The sequence below is a fragment of the Streptomyces sp. NPDC088730 genome (assembly GCF_044751215.1).
Lineage (GTDB): Bacteria > Actinomycetota > Actinomycetes > Streptomycetales > Streptomycetaceae > Streptomyces.
Map to the genome: position 1 here is coordinate 1 of NZ_JBIVLK010000012.1, position 17019 is coordinate 17019.

At 73.7% G+C, this 17019-nt stretch carries 14 protein-coding genes; 6 read left to right on the plus strand and 8 right to left on the minus strand.

Going from position 1 to position 17019, the window contains the following annotated elements; genetic code table 11:
* Nucleotides 1-143: 143 nt before the first annotated feature.
* On the minus strand, nucleotides 144-1238 hold the full coding sequence (locus tag ACIP89_RS28405; RefSeq protein ID WP_402117433.1) for a hypothetical protein: 1095 nt from the start codon (nucleotides 1236-1238) through the stop codon (nucleotides 144-146).
* A 76-nt stretch (nucleotides 1239-1314) separates the two neighbouring features.
* Here ACIP89_RS28405 and ACIP89_RS28410 point away from each other — a divergent pair, with 76 nt between their 5' ends.
* Nucleotides 1315-3768, plus strand: a complete 2454-nt coding sequence (locus ACIP89_RS28410) for a helicase C-terminal domain-containing protein (RefSeq protein ID WP_401932308.1) — start codon at nucleotides 1315-1317, stop codon at nucleotides 3766-3768.
* Nucleotides 3769-3784: 16 nt separating this feature from the next.
* On the opposite strand, the gene ACIP89_RS28415 is transcribed toward ACIP89_RS28410, so the two are convergent.
* Together ACIP89_RS28415 and ACIP89_RS28420 are read right to left on the minus strand one after the other, a co-directional pair.
* Complete coding sequence (locus tag ACIP89_RS28415; protein WP_402117434.1) at nucleotides 3785-4735, minus strand: hypothetical protein; 951 nt, start codon at nucleotides 4733-4735, stop codon at nucleotides 3785-3787.
* Nucleotides 4736-4739: 4 nt separating this feature from the next.
* A complete protein-coding gene (locus tag ACIP89_RS28420; RefSeq protein WP_401932313.1) occupies nucleotides 4740-5165 on the minus strand; it encodes a hypothetical protein in 426 nt (141 codons plus the stop codon).
* Between the two features lie 248 nt (nucleotides 5166-5413).
* Between ACIP89_RS28420 and ACIP89_RS28425 the strand changes: the two genes are divergently transcribed.
* Entirely contained in the window at nucleotides 5414-7066 is a 1653-nt protein-coding gene (locus ACIP89_RS28425) for a DNA repair helicase XPB (RefSeq protein WP_401922870.1), read from the plus strand.
* Between the two features lie 21 nt (nucleotides 7067-7087).
* Here ACIP89_RS28425 and ACIP89_RS28430 read toward each other — a convergent pair whose 3' ends face one another.
* Nucleotides 7088-7276, minus strand: coding sequence for a hypothetical protein (locus ACIP89_RS28430; RefSeq protein ID WP_401922868.1), 189 nt, complete (start codon nucleotides 7274-7276; stop codon nucleotides 7088-7090).
* A 393-nt stretch (nucleotides 7277-7669) separates the two neighbouring features.
* On the opposite strand from ACIP89_RS28430, the gene ACIP89_RS28435 reads away from it, so the two are divergent.
* Nucleotides 7670-9745 (plus strand): HelD family protein, encoded by a 2076-nt coding sequence (locus ACIP89_RS28435; protein WP_402117435.1) that lies wholly within the window; start codon nucleotides 7670-7672, stop codon nucleotides 9743-9745.
* Between the two features lie 449 nt (nucleotides 9746-10194).
* Here ACIP89_RS28435 and ACIP89_RS28440 read toward each other — a convergent pair whose 3' ends face one another.
* Complete coding sequence (locus tag ACIP89_RS28440; protein ID WP_402117436.1) at nucleotides 10195-10884, minus strand: copper homeostasis protein CutC; 690 nt, start codon at nucleotides 10882-10884, stop codon at nucleotides 10195-10197.
* A 285-nt stretch (nucleotides 10885-11169) separates the two neighbouring features.
* Here ACIP89_RS28440 and ACIP89_RS28445 point away from each other — a divergent pair, with 285 nt between their 5' ends.
* The 3 genes from ACIP89_RS28445 to ACIP89_RS28455 all read left to right on the plus strand — a co-directional run bounded on the left by ACIP89_RS28445 (nucleotide 11170) and on the right by ACIP89_RS28455 (nucleotide 14619).
* Nucleotides 11170-13443 carry a heavy metal translocating P-type ATPase gene (locus tag ACIP89_RS28445; RefSeq protein ID WP_402117437.1) on the plus strand — a complete coding sequence of 758 codons (2274 nt, stop codon included), beginning with the start codon at nucleotides 11170-11172 and terminating at the stop codon, nucleotides 13441-13443.
* Between the two features lie 88 nt (nucleotides 13444-13531).
* Entirely contained in the window at nucleotides 13532-14080 is a 549-nt protein-coding gene (locus ACIP89_RS28450) for a hypothetical protein (RefSeq protein ID WP_402117439.1), read from the plus strand.
* Nucleotides 14077-14619, plus strand: coding sequence for a hypothetical protein (locus ACIP89_RS28455; protein WP_402117441.1), 543 nt, complete (start codon nucleotides 14077-14079; stop codon nucleotides 14617-14619). The genes ACIP89_RS28450 and ACIP89_RS28455 overlap by 4 nt, the downstream gene beginning before the upstream one ends.
* Nucleotides 14620-14653: 34 nt before the next feature.
* Here the strand turns inward: ACIP89_RS28455 and ACIP89_RS28460 are convergent, their stop codons facing one another.
* The 3 genes from ACIP89_RS28460 to ACIP89_RS28470 are packed head-to-tail and all read right to left on the minus strand — an operon-like array spanning nucleotide 14654 to nucleotide 17015.
* The gene (locus ACIP89_RS28460) at nucleotides 14654-15520 is read right to left on the minus strand and encodes a biotin-dependent carboxyltransferase family protein (protein WP_402117442.1); all 867 of its coding nucleotides are present in this window, start codon (nucleotides 15518-15520) and stop codon (nucleotides 14654-14656) included.
* Nucleotides 15517-16269: a 5-oxoprolinase subunit PxpB gene (gene pxpB / locus ACIP89_RS28465; protein WP_402117444.1), complete on the minus strand. Its 753-nt coding sequence runs from the start codon at nucleotides 16267-16269 to the stop codon at nucleotides 15517-15519. The genes ACIP89_RS28460 and pxpB overlap by 4 nt, the downstream gene beginning before the upstream one ends.
* A complete protein-coding gene (locus ACIP89_RS28470; protein WP_402117591.1) occupies nucleotides 16266-17015 on the minus strand; it encodes a LamB/YcsF family protein in 750 nt (249 codons plus the stop codon). Before ACIP89_RS28470 ends, pxpB begins: the two co-directional genes overlap by 4 nt.
* Nucleotides 17016-17019 lie beyond the last annotated feature (4 nt).

A 17019-nucleotide genomic window follows, 5' to 3' on the forward strand; every position in this document is an offset into this window, starting at 1 on the left:
GGTCCCCGCAGGGAATGGCGTACGACCCGGGTCCCTCACGTACCCGGGTGAACACGCCATTTCCGAGGAGACACCCCGGAGGGGCACCACCCCCCACCCACCGAGCAGGGCGCACCCCGCAGCGGCGGAGCACCCCGCACCACTCAAGCCCGTGGCCTCCGCGCCCGCCACACCAGGTAGAGGGCCGAGGCCACGGCCGCACCCCGCACCACCCACGGCCAGGTCTGGCCGATCGCGGGGGCCATCTGCCCGTCCCCGATGGGCGCGCCCCACCGGCCGTCCATCCGGCCCCACAGCCAGACGAGAGCGCCCGCCGCGACCACCCCTGGCAGTCCCATCGCCACCCATTTCGCCTCCGCGCGGGACAGCTTGCGGGAGCTGTACGCGAGGGCCCAGCCGCCCGCCAGGGCCAGCAGCGCCTGCGGGGAGTCCATCACCGCGCCGGCCACCAGCAGGGCGGCGGCGAGCAGCAGGACGGGGTGCGAGAAGCCGCGACGGGGCGCCCCGCCCCCGTCGCCGCCCCGGACGCGGCGCACCTTGGGCAGCCAGCGACGCCGTGGCGCCGCCCGCGCCTCCTCGTGCTCCTCCTCCTCGGACTCCTCGTCGCCGTCCTCGTACTCGTCCTCGACGTCCTCGTCGTCGTCCGCGACCGGCGGGCGCAGCACCGCCGGGATCTCCACCCCGCCGCGGAACCCCGGCACTTCGGTGCCCGCACCGAACTCGCCGGTCTCGCCGAAGGGGCCCGGTTCGACGCGCCACCAGTCCTCCTCGCTCCCGGACGGACCCAGCTCGTCCGTGCCCGCCCGGTGCGGGGAGGACGGTCCGCCGTCGGCCGGGGCCGCGGGGGGAGCCTCCGGCGGCTCCGACGCGCCCTTGCGCGAACTGTCTTTCCGGCCGCCTTCGCGGCTGTCCTTGCGGAGCTTCGGCCTGCGCGGCCGGGGGACCCCGGGCGCCTTCGCGGGGCCCGGCGCCGGCTCCGGCGACTGCGGCAGCCGCACCGATCCGTCGGCGGACGAGGCCGCCGCGGCGACCAGTTCGTCCGGTGTGCCGAGCTTCCCGATGATGCGGCGCATCGCCGCGGGAGTGTCCGCGGCCTGCTTCACCCGCTGCCGGTCGATCTCGCCCCGCAGCGCCGAGACCAGCCTCATCCGGGTGCCCGAGGACAGCTGTTGCTGCTGTGCGATGTCCCCGACCCGGCTCAGGTAGTCGTAGACCAGCTGATCGCTCTCGATCCCCACGCGATGGTTCCCCTCTGACCGCCCTGCACCGACGGTAGCGCCCTCGGGCCCGTCCGGAGCGACTACCGTGGGACGGATGGGGATGACCACACCACCGCGGACGCTGGCCGAGGCTCTGCGCGCCCGGGACGACGAGTCCTTGGCCGGGCTGCTGCGCGCCCGGCCCGACCTCCTCAGCCCCGTGCCGAACGACATCACCCAGCTCGCGACCCGGGCGGGCACCCGTGCCTCCGTCGTCCGCGCGCTGGAACACCTCGACCGGTTCGCCCTGCAGACCGCCGAGGCACTCGCGGTAGCGCCCGATCCCGCTCCGTACGACACGCTGCTCGGGCTGCTCACCGGGGACGGCCGGGACGACGGCGAGCTTCGCGGTGACGCGGGCGCCGCCATCGTGGACGCGCTGCCCGGCGCCCTCACCACGCTGCGCGAACAGGCTCTCGTCTGGGGCGAGGACGAACGGCTGCACCTGGTGCGGACCGCCCGGGAGCTCCTCGCGCCCTCACCGCAGCACCCCTCCCCCACCGGTCTGGGCCCGACCGTCTCCGAGGCCACCGCGGGCATGTCGCCGGGCCGGCTCCAGGAGATCCTGACCGCGGCCGGGCTGCCCGCCACCTACGACCCGGTCTCCGCGGTGACCTCGCTGGCCGCGCTCTTCACCGACCGGGCCCGGATGGGCGAACTGCTGGACACCGCCCCCGTGGAGGCCCTGTCCGTGCTGGACCGGCTGGTCTGGGGCCCGCCGTACGGGGAGGTGACCCCGAATCCGACGCCGCCCGTGAAGTGGCTGCGTGACCGGGGCCTGCTGCTGCCGGTGTCGACCCGTACCGTCGTGCTGCCGCGCGAGGCCGCCCTGCATCTGCGGGCCGGACGCGCCCACCGGGTGCCGGAGCCGCTGCCGCCCGTCGTGGCGGCCGCTGCCGAACGCGATACACAGGCTGTGGACAGCGCGGCGGCCGGCCAGGCGTTCCTGTCGGTGTCCACCGTCGAGGAGCTCCTGAAGAGCTGGAACGGCGGCGGCCCCGCCATACTGCGGGCCGGCGGGCTCAGCGTCCGCGAGCTGAAGAAGACCGCGACGGTGCTGGACGTGTCGGAGCCCGTCGCCGCGTTCTGGATCGAACTCGCCTACGCGGCCGGGCTGCTGGCCTCCGACGGCGAGACCGACGAGCGGTACGCGCCGACCCCCGCGTACGACGACTGGACCGAACTCCCGGCCGAGGACCGCTGGGTGCGGCTCGCCACCGCCTGGCTCGCCGCCACCCGCACCCCGGGCCTGGTGGGCGGCCAGGACGCCAAGGGCCGCGCCCTGTCCGCCCTCGGCCCAGGGCTGGACCGCTCCGCCGCCCCCGAGGTCCGCCACCGCGTGCTGGCCCTGCTCGACGCGCTGCCGCCGGGCACCGCCCCGGAACCGGAGACGCTCCTCGCCCGGCTCCGCTGGGAACGCCCGCTGCGCGGCGCCTCCACCTCGGCCGGGGACACCACCGACCTGCGGTCCCGGATCGCCCTGTGGACGCTGAACGAGTCCGAGCTCCTCGGCATCACCGGCCGCGGCGCCCTCGCCTCGCAGACCCGCGCCCTGCTGACGGCCGGACCCGCCGAGGCCGCCGCCCGGCTCGCCCCGCTCCTCCCGGAGCCCCTGGACCACGTCCTGCTCCAGGCCGACCTGACCGCCGTGGCCCCCGGCCCGCTGGAGCGCCCGCTGGCGGACATGCTCGCCGCGCTCGCGGACATCGAGTCGAAGGGCGGCGCGACGGTCTACCGGTTCACGCCGGGGTCCGTGCGGCGCGCCCTGGACGCCGGGCAGTCCGCCGCGGACCTGCACGCGTTCCTCGCCGCGCACAGCCGTACGCCGGTGCCGCAGCCGCTGAGCTACCTCATCGACGACGTCGCCCGCCGCCACGGCCACCTGCGGATCGGCGCCGCGTCCTCGTACGTGCGCTGCGACGACGAGGCCGTCCTCAACGAGATCCTCGCCGACAAGCGCTCGGCCACCCTGAGGCTGCGCCGCCTCGCCCCGACGGCCCTCGCCGCCCGGATCGACCCGGTCTCGCTCCTGGACGGGCTGCGCGAACTCGGCTACGCGCCCGCCGCGGAGTCCGCCGACGGCGACGTCCTGATCACCCGCGCGGGCGCCCGCCGCACCCCGCCCCGCTCGGCCCCCGCCCCGGTCCCCGAGGGCCCGCCGCTTCCGGAGCCCGCCCTGCTGGGCGCGGCGGTCCGGGCGATCCGGGCCGGTGACACGGCCGCCACCGTCGTCCACAAGGACACCGGCCCCGCGGCGCCCGGGGACGCGCTGCCCCGTACGACGTCGGCCGAGACCCTGGTGACGGTCCAGGCCGCCGCGATGACGGGCTCCGCGATCTGGATCGGCTACGTCAACGCGGAGGGCGCCGCCAGCCAGCGCGTCATCGCCCCGGTCCGCGTCGAGGGCGGCTACGTCACGGCGTACGACCACACGGCCGACGAGGTCCGCACGTACCCGCTGCACCGCATCACGGGCGTCGCGGAACTGGCGGACGACCAGACGGCGTGACCGTCCCCGGCCCGCGTCAGCCCTTCATCTCCATCTGCACGGCGCAGACCTTCGCCGCCCCGTTGAAGACCGTCCAGGAGAGCGTCCGGCGGTCGCTGCGCTGCGGGCAGTCGCCGCCGCTCACCAGCGCCGTGATGCCCATGATCGCGTTCTGTCCCTTCGGGACCCGCGTCCGGTCGCAGCCCCAGACGCTGAACAGCCGCGCGGTGCCCTTGACCGAGCCGTCGGCCTGTTTGGTCAGCACCGCGGGGAAGCACTGCCCCGCGACGAACACGCGGTCCAGGCAGAGCGCGATGGAGGATCCGTCGTGGTTCACATGGCCCCAGCCGTGCTGGCCCCCGCCCTCGGGGCAGCCGGAGGCGGACGTCGTCACCATCGTCACCTTCGAGAACGCGTAACTGGCACCGCAGTCCACCGCGGACGGCCGGTCCCGGCTGAGCTTGCCCCAGCCCTCGTCGTACACGTTGAGGCAGGTGCCGACGCGGACGGACGCGAACGCCACGTCCACCGGGTCCGGCGGGGCGGGTGGCGGAGGGGCGGCGGTGGTGGCGGAGGGGCCGGGAGTGGTGGGGCTGTCCTCGGGGGCGGGAGTGGTGGGGTCGTCGTCCGGCTCCTTGGTCCCCGCGCCGGCCGTCGGCGGATCAGGGTGCGGTGCCGGACTCACCGGAGCGTCCACGCTGTTCGCGGACTTCCCGACGCCTTCCGGCTCCACCTGATGCCACGGCTTCCACACGGCGAGAAGCACGGCGATGCCCACCAGTCCGACGAGCACCGCCGACGAGACGCTGATGAAGTAGCTGCTGGTGATGTCGCGGCCGGCGACCGTGACCCGGCCCCGCCCGGACGCCCGCGCGTTGATCCGGGTCCCACCGGTCCCGCCGTCGCCGTAGTCGTCATCGTCGTCGCCGCCGTAGTAATCGTCGTCGTCGTCGTCGAATCCGCCCGGGTTTCCTCGGGAGTAGCTCAAACCATCACCCGCCCTTGGTGATGTTGATGTCACGCCCGGCCATGGTGATCCGGCCGTGGCCCGACGCGTGCGCCTCCATGGTGACGCGGTGGGCCCGGAAGTCCTCCGGCCGGCCGGCCGCCCGCAGGTCGTGGATCAGCCGCTCCATCTCGGGCACCAGCTCCGGGTGGGCGGTCAGCAGCCGGCGCAGGCGCTGCTTCCATTCGGAGACGAGCGCCTCCTCCGCACCCTCGTCCCTGTTCCGCCGGGCGGCGAGCACCTCGTCCCGCACGTGGTCCAGATCCCCCACCGCCGCGCCCGCCCGGTCGGGCTGCACCCGCTGCCACAGCTCGCCCAGCGCCCGCTGAACCTGCTCCCACCCGGTCGTCGCCATTCCGTTGACCACGGTCGAAGCGGCCTGACCGGCCAGTGCCGCGAGTTCCAAGTCCATGGCCCCACTCCTGCCTTCGCTGTGCCACCCGGGAATCGTGTATATCGCCCGCGACGGCGGGGCGTCCCGCGATTTGAGGAGTTACTGAGCATGTACGCACGGTGTCCATGGAGCCGGTTTCCTGACGGGCCGTGAGCATGCCTGGTCAGGACCGGGGCGCCCGCACCCGCCGCATCCCGCGACCGCGTACGGCACACTGGACGTTTGGCCCGTACACGGCCACCCCGCAGTAGAAAGGGCCGAAGCGCGTGACCGGACCGCTGATCGTCCAGAGCGACAAGACGCTGCTCCTCGAAGTCGACCACGAGCAGGCCGACGCCTGCCGTCGGGTGATCGCCCCCTTCGCCGAGCTGGAGCGCGCGCCCGAGCACATCCACACCTACCGGCTGACCCCGCTCGGGCTGTGGAACGCGCGGGCCGCGGGGCACGACGCCGAGCAGGTCGTCGACGCGCTGGTGAAGTACTCCCGCTACCCCGTGCCACACGCGCTGCTCGTCGACATCGCGGAGACGATGGGCCGGTACGGCCGCCTCACGCTCTCCAAGCACCCGGTCCACGGGCTGGTGCTGACCTCCACCGACCGGCCCGTCCTGGAGGAGATCCTCCGGTCGAAGAAGGTCCAGCCGCTGGTCGGCGCCCGGATCGACCCCGACACCGTGGCCGTGCACCCCTCGGAGCGCGGACAGGTCAAGCAGACGCTGCTGAAGCTGGGCTGGCCCGCGGAGGACCTCGCCGGTTATGTGGACGGCGAGGCGCACCCGATCGAGCTGGACGAGAACGGCTGGGCGCTGCGGCCCTACCAGCAGCAGGCGGTCGAGGGGTTCTGGCACGGCGGTTCCGGTGTGGTCGTGCTGCCCTGCGGGGCCGGGAAAACGCTGGTGGGCGCGGGCGCGATGGCGCAGGCGAAGGCGACCACGCTGATCCTGGTCACCAACACCGTCTCCGCCCGGCAGTGGAAGCACGAGCTGGTGAAGCGGACGTCGCTGACCGAGGAGGAGATCGGCGAGTACAGCGGCACCCGCAAGGAGATCCGGCCCGTCACCATCGCCACCTACCAGGTGCTCACGACCCGCCGCAAGGGCGTCTACGCGCACCTGGAACTGTTCGACTCCCGCGACTGGGGTCTGGTGATCTACGACGAGGTGCACCTGCTGCCCGCGCCGGTCTTCAAGTTCACCGCCGATCTCCAGGCGCGGCGCCGGCTGGGGCTCACGGCCACGCTGGTGCGGGAGGACGGCCGCGAGTCGGACGTCTTCTCGCTGATCGGGCCCAAGCGGTTCGACGCCCCGTGGAAGGAGATCGAGGCGCAGGGCTACATCGCCCCCGCCGACTGTGTCGAGGTACGGGTCAATCTGACGGACAGCGAGCGGCTCGCGTACGCGACCGCGGAGGCCGAGGAGAAGTACCGGTACTGCGCCACGACCGCGACCAAGCGGAAGGTCACCGAGGCGCTGGTGCGCAAGCACCGGGGCGAGCAGACCCTGGTCATCGGGCAGTACATCGACCAGCTCGACGAGCTGGGTGAGCATCTGGACGCCCCGGTGATCAAGGGCGAGACCAGCAACGCCCAGCGCGAGAAGCTGTTCGGCGCGTTCCGGGAGGGCGAGATCAGCGTGCTCGTCGTGTCGAAGGTGGCGAACTTCTCCATCGATCTGCCGGAGGCCACCGTCGCGATCCAGGTGTCCGGCACCTTCGGCTCGCGCCAGGAGGAGGCCCAGCGGCTCGGCCGGGTGCTGCGGCCGAAGGCGGACGGGCACGAGGCGCGGTTCTACTCGGTGGTCGCCCGCGACACGATCGACCAGGACTTCGCGGCCCACCGCCAGCGCTTCCTGGCCGAGCAGGGCTACGCGTACCGGATCGTCGACGCGGACGAGCTGCTGACGGACGACCGGGACGCCTGAGGGACGGCCGGGGGCGGTCGGTCAGCGGGTGCGGCGGACCCCCGCCTCCTCCGCGTACTCACCGAGGACGACGACGCCGAACGCGGCCCGTACGAAGATCCCGGCGGCGCGCAGGGCGTTCCCCGCCAGGTGGCTGTGGTGGTGACCGGTGGCCGCGGTCGCGCCGTGCGCGGGGCCGGTCCTTCGCGGGTTCAGGATGACGGTGCTCATGTATTCCATGGTGCTCCGGCCGGCCGGTGGCGTCGTCGGCCCGCGGGGTGATGGTGCCGGGGCCGCTGCTACCCCTGTGGTCCCATGCCGTCCCCTACGGGATGGACCCCGGGCGCCTCGCGGTCGTACTCCGGTTTATTCGTTCGCGCCCGGCCCGCCCCGTCGGTACAATCGCCGGTCTGCCCGCCTCCCGCACCGTGGTACCGGCAGCCCGCGAGGGCTCGCGCCGGCAGCCGGGGGAGCGCCGCCGACCGGACGGAAACCGGCCGACAGCCGTACGCGCGCCCTCGCGCGTACCAGTGATCGATCCCCGAGCGGACCGCATCGCCCCCGGTGAACGGCCGGGGACGGGACGCGGTCCGCCGTCCTGCGTTGAATGCCGGAGGCAACACCGTGCCCGCGCACGAACACGAAAGCGACACCACCACCGACCCCCTGGCTCATGAACGCTCCCATCTCGCTGCCTCGCGCGCCGCGCTGCGTGCCATGCGCGAGGACGCCCAGGCCCTGAACATCCGCGATGTCACGGCGAACTGGGTGAACGCCGCGGTCCTGCAGGCCCAGGTCGCCGACCGCATCAAGTCACTGGCCGACCTCGCCCATACCCCGCTCTTCTTCGGACGGCTCGACTACCTCCACGTGGTCGGCGCGGAGAAGGCCGAGGGCGCGGAGGGCGAGCAGTTCTACATCGGGCGCCGCCACGTCCACGACGCCGGCGGCGATCCGATGGTGATCGACTGGCGGGCGCCGGTCTCCCAGCCGTTCTACCGCGCCTCCCGCAACGACCCGCTCGACGTCGGCCAGCGGCGCCGCTTCGGCTACACCGGGGGCGAGCTGACCGCGTACGAGGACGAGCACCTCACCGACCCGGCAGAGGCGGCGCAGACCAGCAAGCTGCTCCAGGCGGAGATCGAGCGGCCGCGCGTCGGCCCGATGCGCGACATCGTCGCGACGATCCAGCCGGAGCAGGACGAGATCGTCCGCAGCGAGCTGGGCGGCTCGGTCTGCGTGCAGGGCGGGCCCGGCACCGGGAAGACGGCGGTCGGCCTGCACCGGGTCGCGTACCTGCTGTACGCGCACCGGGACCGGCTGGCCCGCACCGGGACGCTGGTCATCGGGCCGAACCGGTCCTTCCTGCACTACATCGAGCAGGTGCTGCCCGCCCTCGGTGAGCTGGAGGTCAAGCAGGCGACCGTCGACGACCTGGTGACGGCGGACGTCGAGGTCCGGGGTACGGACGAGGCGCGGGCCGCCGTCGTGAAGGGCGACGCCCGGATGGCGGAGGTGCTGCGGCGGGCGATCCGTTCGCACGTGACACCGCCGACGGAGCCGGTGATGGTGGTGCGCGGCTCGCGGCGCTGGCGGGTGCCCGCGTACGAGATCGAGGAGATGGTCGACGAGTTGCTGGCCCGCGACATGCGGTACGGGGCCGCGCACGAGGCGCTTCCGCAGCGCATCGCGCACGCCGTGCTGGTCCGCATGGAGGAGGCGGGCGAGGCGCCCGACGACCGGGTGCAGAACGCGGTGGCGCGCAACCCCGCGGTGAAGGCGGCGGTGAAGGCGGTCTGGCCCGCGGTCGAACCGGCGAAGCTGGTGCTGCGGCTGCTGTCGGACCCGGAGTTCCTGGCCGCGCAGGCGGACGGGCTGCTGACGGAGGACGAGCAGAAGACGATCCTGTGGAGCAGACCGGCCCGCAGCGTGAAGGCCGCGAAGTGGTCGGCGGCGGACGCGGTGCTGATCGACGAGGCGAACGACCTGGTGGCGCGCACGCACTCGCTGGGCCATGTGGTGATCGACGAGGCGCAGGACCTCTCCCCCATGCAGTACCGGGCGGTGGGCCGGCGCTGCTCGACCGGTTCGGCCACCGTCCTCGGGGACCTGGCGCAGGGCACGACGCCGTGGTCGACGCAGAGCTGGGAGCAGGCGCTGCACCACCTGGGCAAGGCGGACGCGGTGGTGGAGGAGCTGACGGCCGGTTTCCGCGTGCCGCGTGACGTGATCGCGTACGCGTCCCGGCTGCTGCCGGTGATCTCGCCGGGCCTGGCGCCGGTGGAGTCGGTGCGTGAGTCGCCGGGTTCGCTGTCGGTACGGGGGGTGGGGGACGTGGACGCGCTGGACGCGGCGGTGGTCGCGGCCTGCGAGGAGTCGCTGGAGCAGGAGGGTTCGACCGGCCTGATCGCCGCCGACGCCCGTATCCCGTCGCTGGCGGCCGCCCTGACGGCGGCGGGCCACAGCTACCTCTCCCCCGGTGAGGAGACGACCGCCGAGTCCCGGCTGACCCTGGTCCCGGCGTCACTGGCGAAGGGGCTTGAGTACGACTACGTGGTGCTGGACGAACCGGCGGCGGTGGTCGACGGCGAACCGGACGAACGGACGGGCCTGCGCCGCCTGTACGTGGCCCTGACCCGAGCGGTCTCCGGCCTGATCGTGGTCCACGCGGCGCCGCTCCCGGACCAGCTGACCGCCTGAGGTCCGTGGGGGTGCGCCTGCCCCGGTGGGTGGGGGGTGGTGCCCCTCCGGGGTGTCTCCTCGGAAATGGCGTGTTCACCCGGAGACGTAGCGGGGGCCGGGTCGTACGCCATTCCCTGCGGGGACCCCCTGCACGTCCCCACCCCAGCCTCGTGCGCGGCTGCACACCGGCGAAACGACTGCCGCAGACGCGCGACGACCGGGTTCGGGGGCGTGCAGGGGAGTCCCCGCAGGACGACGAACACAGACCCGGGTACGCAATACGGACCCGCCGCACGTTCGTCGTCCGAGGAGACGCCCCGGAGGGACCCCGAACCCCCACCCACCGGGAAAGGCGCACCCCCGCACCGGCGGAGCACCCGCACCACCCGAGCCCGTCCGGCGATTGAGGACGGAACCCCGCACCAAGGGAAACGGCGCACAAATCCCGCGCGCCCCCCGGCCGAGGGCTACGCGTCGAGCACCGTCCGCCACTCCCGTACCGCTCCCGCGTCCACCGGCCCCGCCCAGCCGCCCGGCCGCGCCGCCCCGCCGATGTGGACCGCGTCGATCCCGGCGTCCAGCAGCTCCGGCAGGTGGTCGAGGCGCAGCCCGCCGCCGACGAGGATCTGCGGCTCGTACCCCGGCTCCCCCTTGCGCGCGGCCTCGACCAGCAGCGTGGGGATGCCGTCGTCCACCCCGGCGGCCGATCCCGCGGTGAGGTACGTGTCCAGTCCCGGCAGGTCCGCGAGCGACTTGCGCAGGGCGTCCCGGTCGGCGGCGCGGTCGATCGCGCGGTGGAACGTCCAGTGGCAGCCGTCCAGTTCAGCGATGATCCGCTCGACCGCGACGAGGTCCGGGCGGCCGTCCGCGTCCAGGAAGCCGAACACGAACTCGTCCGCGCCCTCCGCCCGCAGCTCGCGCGCCTTGCGCACGAGTACCTCGATGTCACCGGCCGCGAAGCCGTCCGCCACTCTGAGCATCACCCGCAGGGGGATGTCCACCGCGGCGCGGATCGCCGCGAAGGTCGCCGAGGACGGGGTGAGGCCGTCCGCCGCCATGTCGGTGACCAGCTCAAGCCGGTCCGCACCACCCGCCTGGGCAGCGACCGCGTCCTCCGCGTCGAGAGCGATCACCTCCAGGACTGCACGGTTGCTCATGGGAACCCAATCCTCCAGGAAGCAGCTATAGGTCTAGTCCAATGACCAGCCTACGGGCCGAGCGGCCGAGGACACAGTCTCACCGCACACGCAAGATGCGCGAGGTCAGAGGCGCGCCGGGCGGCCGGACGGCCGGACTCCACGGATCCGCCGGAGGCCGCCCTTGCGTACTCATAGGGGTAGGGGGTATACCTGAATCAGCACCACATACCCCCCAGGGGTATAAATGAACTCCAAGATCCCCTGATCACCGTGATCCCAGTGATCACCTACCGAGGAGGCCCCGTGTCCGCGCAGACCGCAGCCACCACCGGCGCCGCAGAGGTCGAGCTCGCCATCGGGGGCATGACCTGCGCCTCGTGCGCGGCCCGTATCGAGAAGAAGCTCAACCGGATGGACGGGGTCGAGGCCACCGTCAACTACGCCACCGAGAAGGCCCGGGTCAGCTACCGGGGCGAGGACGTCTCCGTACAGGACCTGATCGCCACCGTCGAGAAGACCGGCTACAGCGCCCAGCAGCCCGCTCCCCCGGTACGCGGCGCGGCCGCTTCCGGCGAAACGGACGAGGCGGCGGAGGCCGATGAGCTCCAGCCGCTGCGGCAGCGGCTGATCACCGCGGTGCTGCTCGCGGTGCCGGTGATCGCGATGTCGATGATCCCGGCGCTCCAGTTCGACAACTGGCAGTGGCTCTCCCTGACCCTCGCCGCGCCCGTCGTCACGTACGCCGGCTGGCCCTTCCACCGCGCCGCGTGGACCAACGCGCGGCACGGCGCGGCCACCATGGACACGCTGGTCTCGGTCGGCACCTCCGCCGCGTTCCTGTGGTCGCTGTGGGCGCTCTTCTTCGGTACCGCCGGGATGACCGGCATGACGCACCCCTTCGAGCTGACCATCGGCCGCAGCGACGGCGCCGGGAACATCTATCTCGAAGCCGCCGCCGGAGTCACCGCGTTCATCCTGGCCGGGCGCTACTTCGAGGCCCGCTCCAAGCGGAAGGCGGGCGCGGCGCTGAAGGCCCTGCTCGAACTGGGCGCCAAGGAGGTCACCGTCCTGCGCGACGGCCGCGAGGTCACCGTGGACACGGCGGACCTGCGGGCCGGGGACCGCTTCCTGGTCCGCCCCGGCGAGAAGATCGCCACCGACGGCACCGTCGTCGAGGGCAACTCGGCGGTCGACGCCTCCATGCTCACCGGTGAGTCGGTCCCCGTAGAGGTGGGCGTGGGCGACCCGGTGACCGGTGCCACGCTCAACGCGGGCGGCCGGCTCGTCGTCGAGGCGACCCGGATCGGCGCCGACACCCAGCTGGCCCGGATGGCGAAGCTGGTCGAGGACGCGCAGAACGGCAAGGCTGCCGCCCAGCGCCTCGCCGACCGGATCTCCGCGGTGTTCGTCCCCGTCGTGATCCTGCTCGCGCTGGGCACGCTCGGCTTCTGGCTCGCCACCGGTGCGGGCCTGACGGCCGCTTTCACCGCCGCCGTCGCCGTACTGATCATCGCCTGCCCCTGTGCCCTCGGCCTCGCCACCCCCACCGCCCTCATGGTCGGCACCGGACGCGGCGCCCAGCTCGGCATCCTCATCAAGGGACCCGAAGTCCTGGAGACCACCCGCCGCGTCGACACCATCGTCCTCGACAAGACCGGCACCGTCACCACCGGAAAGATGACCCTCCAGGCCGTCCACACCGCCCCCGGCACCACAGAGACCGACGTCCTGCGCCTCGCCGGAGCCCTGGAACACGCCTCCGAACACCCCATCGCCCAGGCCGTCGCCACCGGAGCCGCCGGACGCACCACCACTCCTCTGCCCACCCCCGAGGACTTCGTCAACGTCCCCGGCCTCGGCGTCCAGGGCGTCGTCGAGGGACACGCCGTCCTCGTCGGCCGCGAGCAGTTGCTGGCCCAGTGGGAGATCCGCCTCCCCGTGGAGCTGGCGCACCGCAAGGCCGAGGCGGAGGCGGCGGGCCGCACGGCGATCGCGGTCGCCTGGGACGGCGAGGCGCGGGCGGTCCTGGAGGTGGCCGACGCGGTGAAGGACACCAGCGCGGAGGCGATCGTGAAGCTCCGGGCGCTCGGTCTGACGCCGATCCTGCTGACCGGCGACAACCGGGCGGTGGCGGAATCGGTCGCGGCCGAGGTCGGCATCGAGAAGGTGTACGCGGAGGTCATGCCGGAGGACAAGGTCGACGTCGTCAAGCGCCTCCAGGCGGAGGGCCGTTCGGTCGCGATGGTCGGTGACGGCGTGAACGACGCGGCCGCCCTCGCCCAGGCCGATCTGGGCCTCGCGATGGGCACCGGCACGGACGCGGCGATCGAGGCCGGTGACCTGACCCTGGTCCGGGGCGACCTGCGGTCCGCAGCCGATGCGATCCGGCTGTCGCGCAGGACACTGGGCACCATCCGGACGAACCTGTTCTGGGCCTTCGCCTACAACGTGGCGGCGCTGCCGCTGGCCGCGATGGGACTGCTGAACCCGATGATCGCGGGTGCGGCGATGGCGTTCTCCTCGGTGTTCGTGGTCGGCAACTCGCTGCGGCTGCGGGGGTTCCGCGCCGGGGTGTGACCGCTCCCCCTTCCCCCTTTCCGGGCTCCCGTGCTCAACAGGGAGCCCGGAAAGTCCTGTTGTCAGTGGTCGCGCCTAGTGTTCCGGCATGATCAGCTGGATGCACGACTCGTTTCCCGGCCACGAGGTGAACCTCGTCCTCGCCCGTGGCCAGTCCCTCGACGCCCTCACCTCAGGACTGCGCGAGCTGAAGCGCGAGCCGCTCGCCCAGGGCGAGGCGGGCGGCTGGGCCTGGGCGGTGCACGACATGATCGAAGAGGATTCCGAGGATTACGCGGAAGCCGACTACCGGCTCCTGTGCCCCGAGGGCACCGAGCTCGTGGTGTTCGTCACCGAGCCGTGCAGCGCTAAGGCGCACGGGCCCCAGTTCCACTACCTGCGCGGCGGTGCCACGACTCTGTACTTCAGCTTCGAGGACATCGGACAGCGGCTGGGGGACAACCCCGACTACATCTCGGCCGAGCTCCTCGCCGCGAACCTCATAGGACCGGACGCCGAGTGCGAGGAGTGGCGCACGGACGGAGGCCACGACTGCTACGAGCACGAGGCCGACAGGGACATCCGGCTCGTGAGGGCGATCGCGGACGCCTTCGCCCTGCCGTCGCCCCCGCTCGCGCTTGAGGGGGCAGCGAAGTGAACCCGATCCCCCCGAACACCTACGCCACCTATGCCAAGGGCCTGGACCTGCCCACCCTCACCGCCGTCTCCACCGAGGCGTCGCTCCCCGTCCGCACGGCGGGCGAGTCGGACGGCTGGACCTGGGTGACGTACGACGCGACCGCCGTCAGCGGCCCGGAGGTCTCGGATCTGGCGCGCGACCTCACCGGATTCCGCTACGACGAGCGGTTCGGCGGGCCCGACCGGGTGGTTACGGTCTTCCTGGCCTCCACCCCCGCATGTGAATGCCCGCACGGGCGGAACTACTCGATCCCGCACTGCGACGACCACCCGGTCCACTACTCCTACAGCCGGGGCGGGTTCGAGCTGGACTACTTCAACATCGGGATGCGCCGTGAGGCGCACCGCAGCGGCGACCGGCTGATCCGGGAGCTGCTCGCCGCCGGCATCGTCGGCCGGGAGACCCCCGTGTACGACGCCGATCCCTCGTACAACGCCGACGGAGCCGTGACGATGCGGATCATCACCGAGCACTTCGGGCTGCCCACCGCGAACTGAGGGCCGCCCGAAGGCCGATGAGCGCCCCGGCGGATCACCTCGCCGCGCGCACGAACCGCACCACCGTTCCCGGCGTCACCCGCGCCGCCCCGGCCAGCGCGGATTCCGGGACGACACCGACCACGGGGTAACCGCCCGTCGTCGGATGGTCGTTCAGGAACACCACCGGGCGGCCGTCCGGCGGGATCTGGACCGCGCCCAGCACCATGCCCTCGCTGGGGAGTTCGCCCTGCCGGGCACGGGCCAGCGCGGGCCCCTCGGTGCGCAGGCCGATCCGGTTGCTCTGCACCGAGACGCGGTACGCGGCAGTGGTGAGCGTGCGCAGGGCGTCGGCCGTGAACCAGGTGTGGCGGGGGCCGAGCAGCACCGGGAGCACGAGTTCGGCGGGCACCCCGGGCCACGGAACGGCCGCCGTCGCCGGGGGGCCGGCCGACGGGGGCGGGCCGAGCGGCAGCACGTCGCCGTCGCGCAGGGGGTCCGGGCCGAGGCCGGAGAGCAGGTCGGCGGACCGGCTGCCGAGCACCGGCTCCGGTTCCAGGCCGCCCGCGAACGCCAGGTAGGAGCGCAGCCCGTGCGCGGCGGGACCGGCATCCAGCACCGCGCCCGCCGGTACGTGGACCGGCGCGCCCCACGCCACCGGCCGCCCGTCCACCGTCACCCGGCAGGGCGCGCCGCCGACGACCGCCCGCACCGCGCGGTCGGGGCGGACCGCGCAGCCGGTGACGGTCGTCTCCAGCAGCGCCGCGCCGACGGGGTTGCCGGCCAGCCGGTTGGCGAGCCGGGCGGACGGCGCGTCCAGGGCGCCCGCCCGGCCCACCCCCAGGTGCGCGTGGCCGAAGCGCCCCTCGTCCTGCACGGTGGTCAGGGCCCCGGCGCGGACGACCTCGATCCCGGCGCTCACGCCTGCGCCCCCGAACCCGATCCCGAGGCCTGACCCGAACCCGAAGCCTGACCCCATCCCGTACCCGTACCCCTGTCCGTACCGGCCTCGACGAAGCGGACCCGTGCCCCCGGCACCAGCAGGGCGGGTGGTTCGCGGTCCGCGTCCCACAGGGCGGCCGGGTCCGGCGTCCGGCCGATGAGCTGCCAGCCGCCGGGGGACGGGCGCGGGTACACCCCGGTGTACGGGCCCGCCAGGGCCACCGCACCGGCCGGGACCCTGGTCCGCGGAGTCGCCCTGCGCGGCAGGTGGAGGTGGTCGGGCAGGCCCGTCAGATAGCCGAAGCCCGGGGCGAACCCGCAGAAGGCGACCCGGAATTCCGTCCCGGAGTGGAGGGCGGCCACCTCGGCGGCGGCGACCCCCCACGCCCGCGCCACGTCGTCCAGGTCCGGGCCGTCGTACACGACCGGGATCTCCACCGCAGGGCCGGTCGCCCGCAGCGGCGGCGGTACCGGCCAGGACGCCAGCTCACGGGCGAGCCCGGCCGTCTCCCGCGCGATCCCGTCCAGCAGAACCGTCCGCGCACCGGGCACGACCTCGCGTACGCCGGGGAGTTCACCGGCCGCGCGGCGGCGCAGCACCTCCGCGTGGAAGGCCTCCGTCTCCTCGCCGGAGCCCAGCTCGACCAGCAGCGCGTCCGCGCCGACGGCCAGCACGACCGGCCCCGGTCCCGGCTCCTGGCCTTCCCCGTCCCGCGTCGGCGTGCTCATGCGAACGCCCGCACCACGACGCCCGCCTCTTCCAGCGCGGCCCGGACCCGCCGGGCGATCGCCGCCGCTCCGGGGGTGTCGCCGTGGACGCACAGGGACCGGGCCGCGACCGCGATCCGGCCGCCGTCGGCCGCGAGCACGCTCCGGTCCACCGCGATCCCGACGCTCCGGCGCACCACCTCGTCCGCGTCGTGCACGACCGCGTCCGGCTCGGTGCGCGGGACGAGCGTGCCCCGCTCGGTGTAGGCGCGGTCCGCGAAGGCCTCCTCGACCGCCGTCAGCCCCGCCTCCGCCGCCCGGACCAGCAGCCGGGAGCCGGGCAGCCCGAGGACGGCCGGGCTGCCGCCCGCCAGCCGGACGCCCTCGATCACCGCGCCCGCCTGCTCGTCGTCGTGGACCGCGCGGTTGTACAGGGCGCCGTGCGGCTTGACGTACGAGACGGTGGCCCCGGCAGCCTCGGCGAACACCCGCAACGCGCCGATCTGGTACGCCACTTCGGCGGCCAGCTCATCGGCCGGGACGTCCATGGAGCGGCGCCCGAACCCCGCCAGGTCGCGGTAGGAGACCTGGGCGCCGATCCGCACGCCCCGGGCGGCCGCCGTGTCGCAGACCCGGCGCATCACGGAGGGGTCCCCCGCGTGGAAGCCGCACGCCACGTTGGCGCTGGTCACGCACGCGAGGAGCGCCTCGTCGTCGGTGAGCGACCAGCGCCCGAAACCCTCACCGAGATCCGCGTTGAGGTCCATGGGA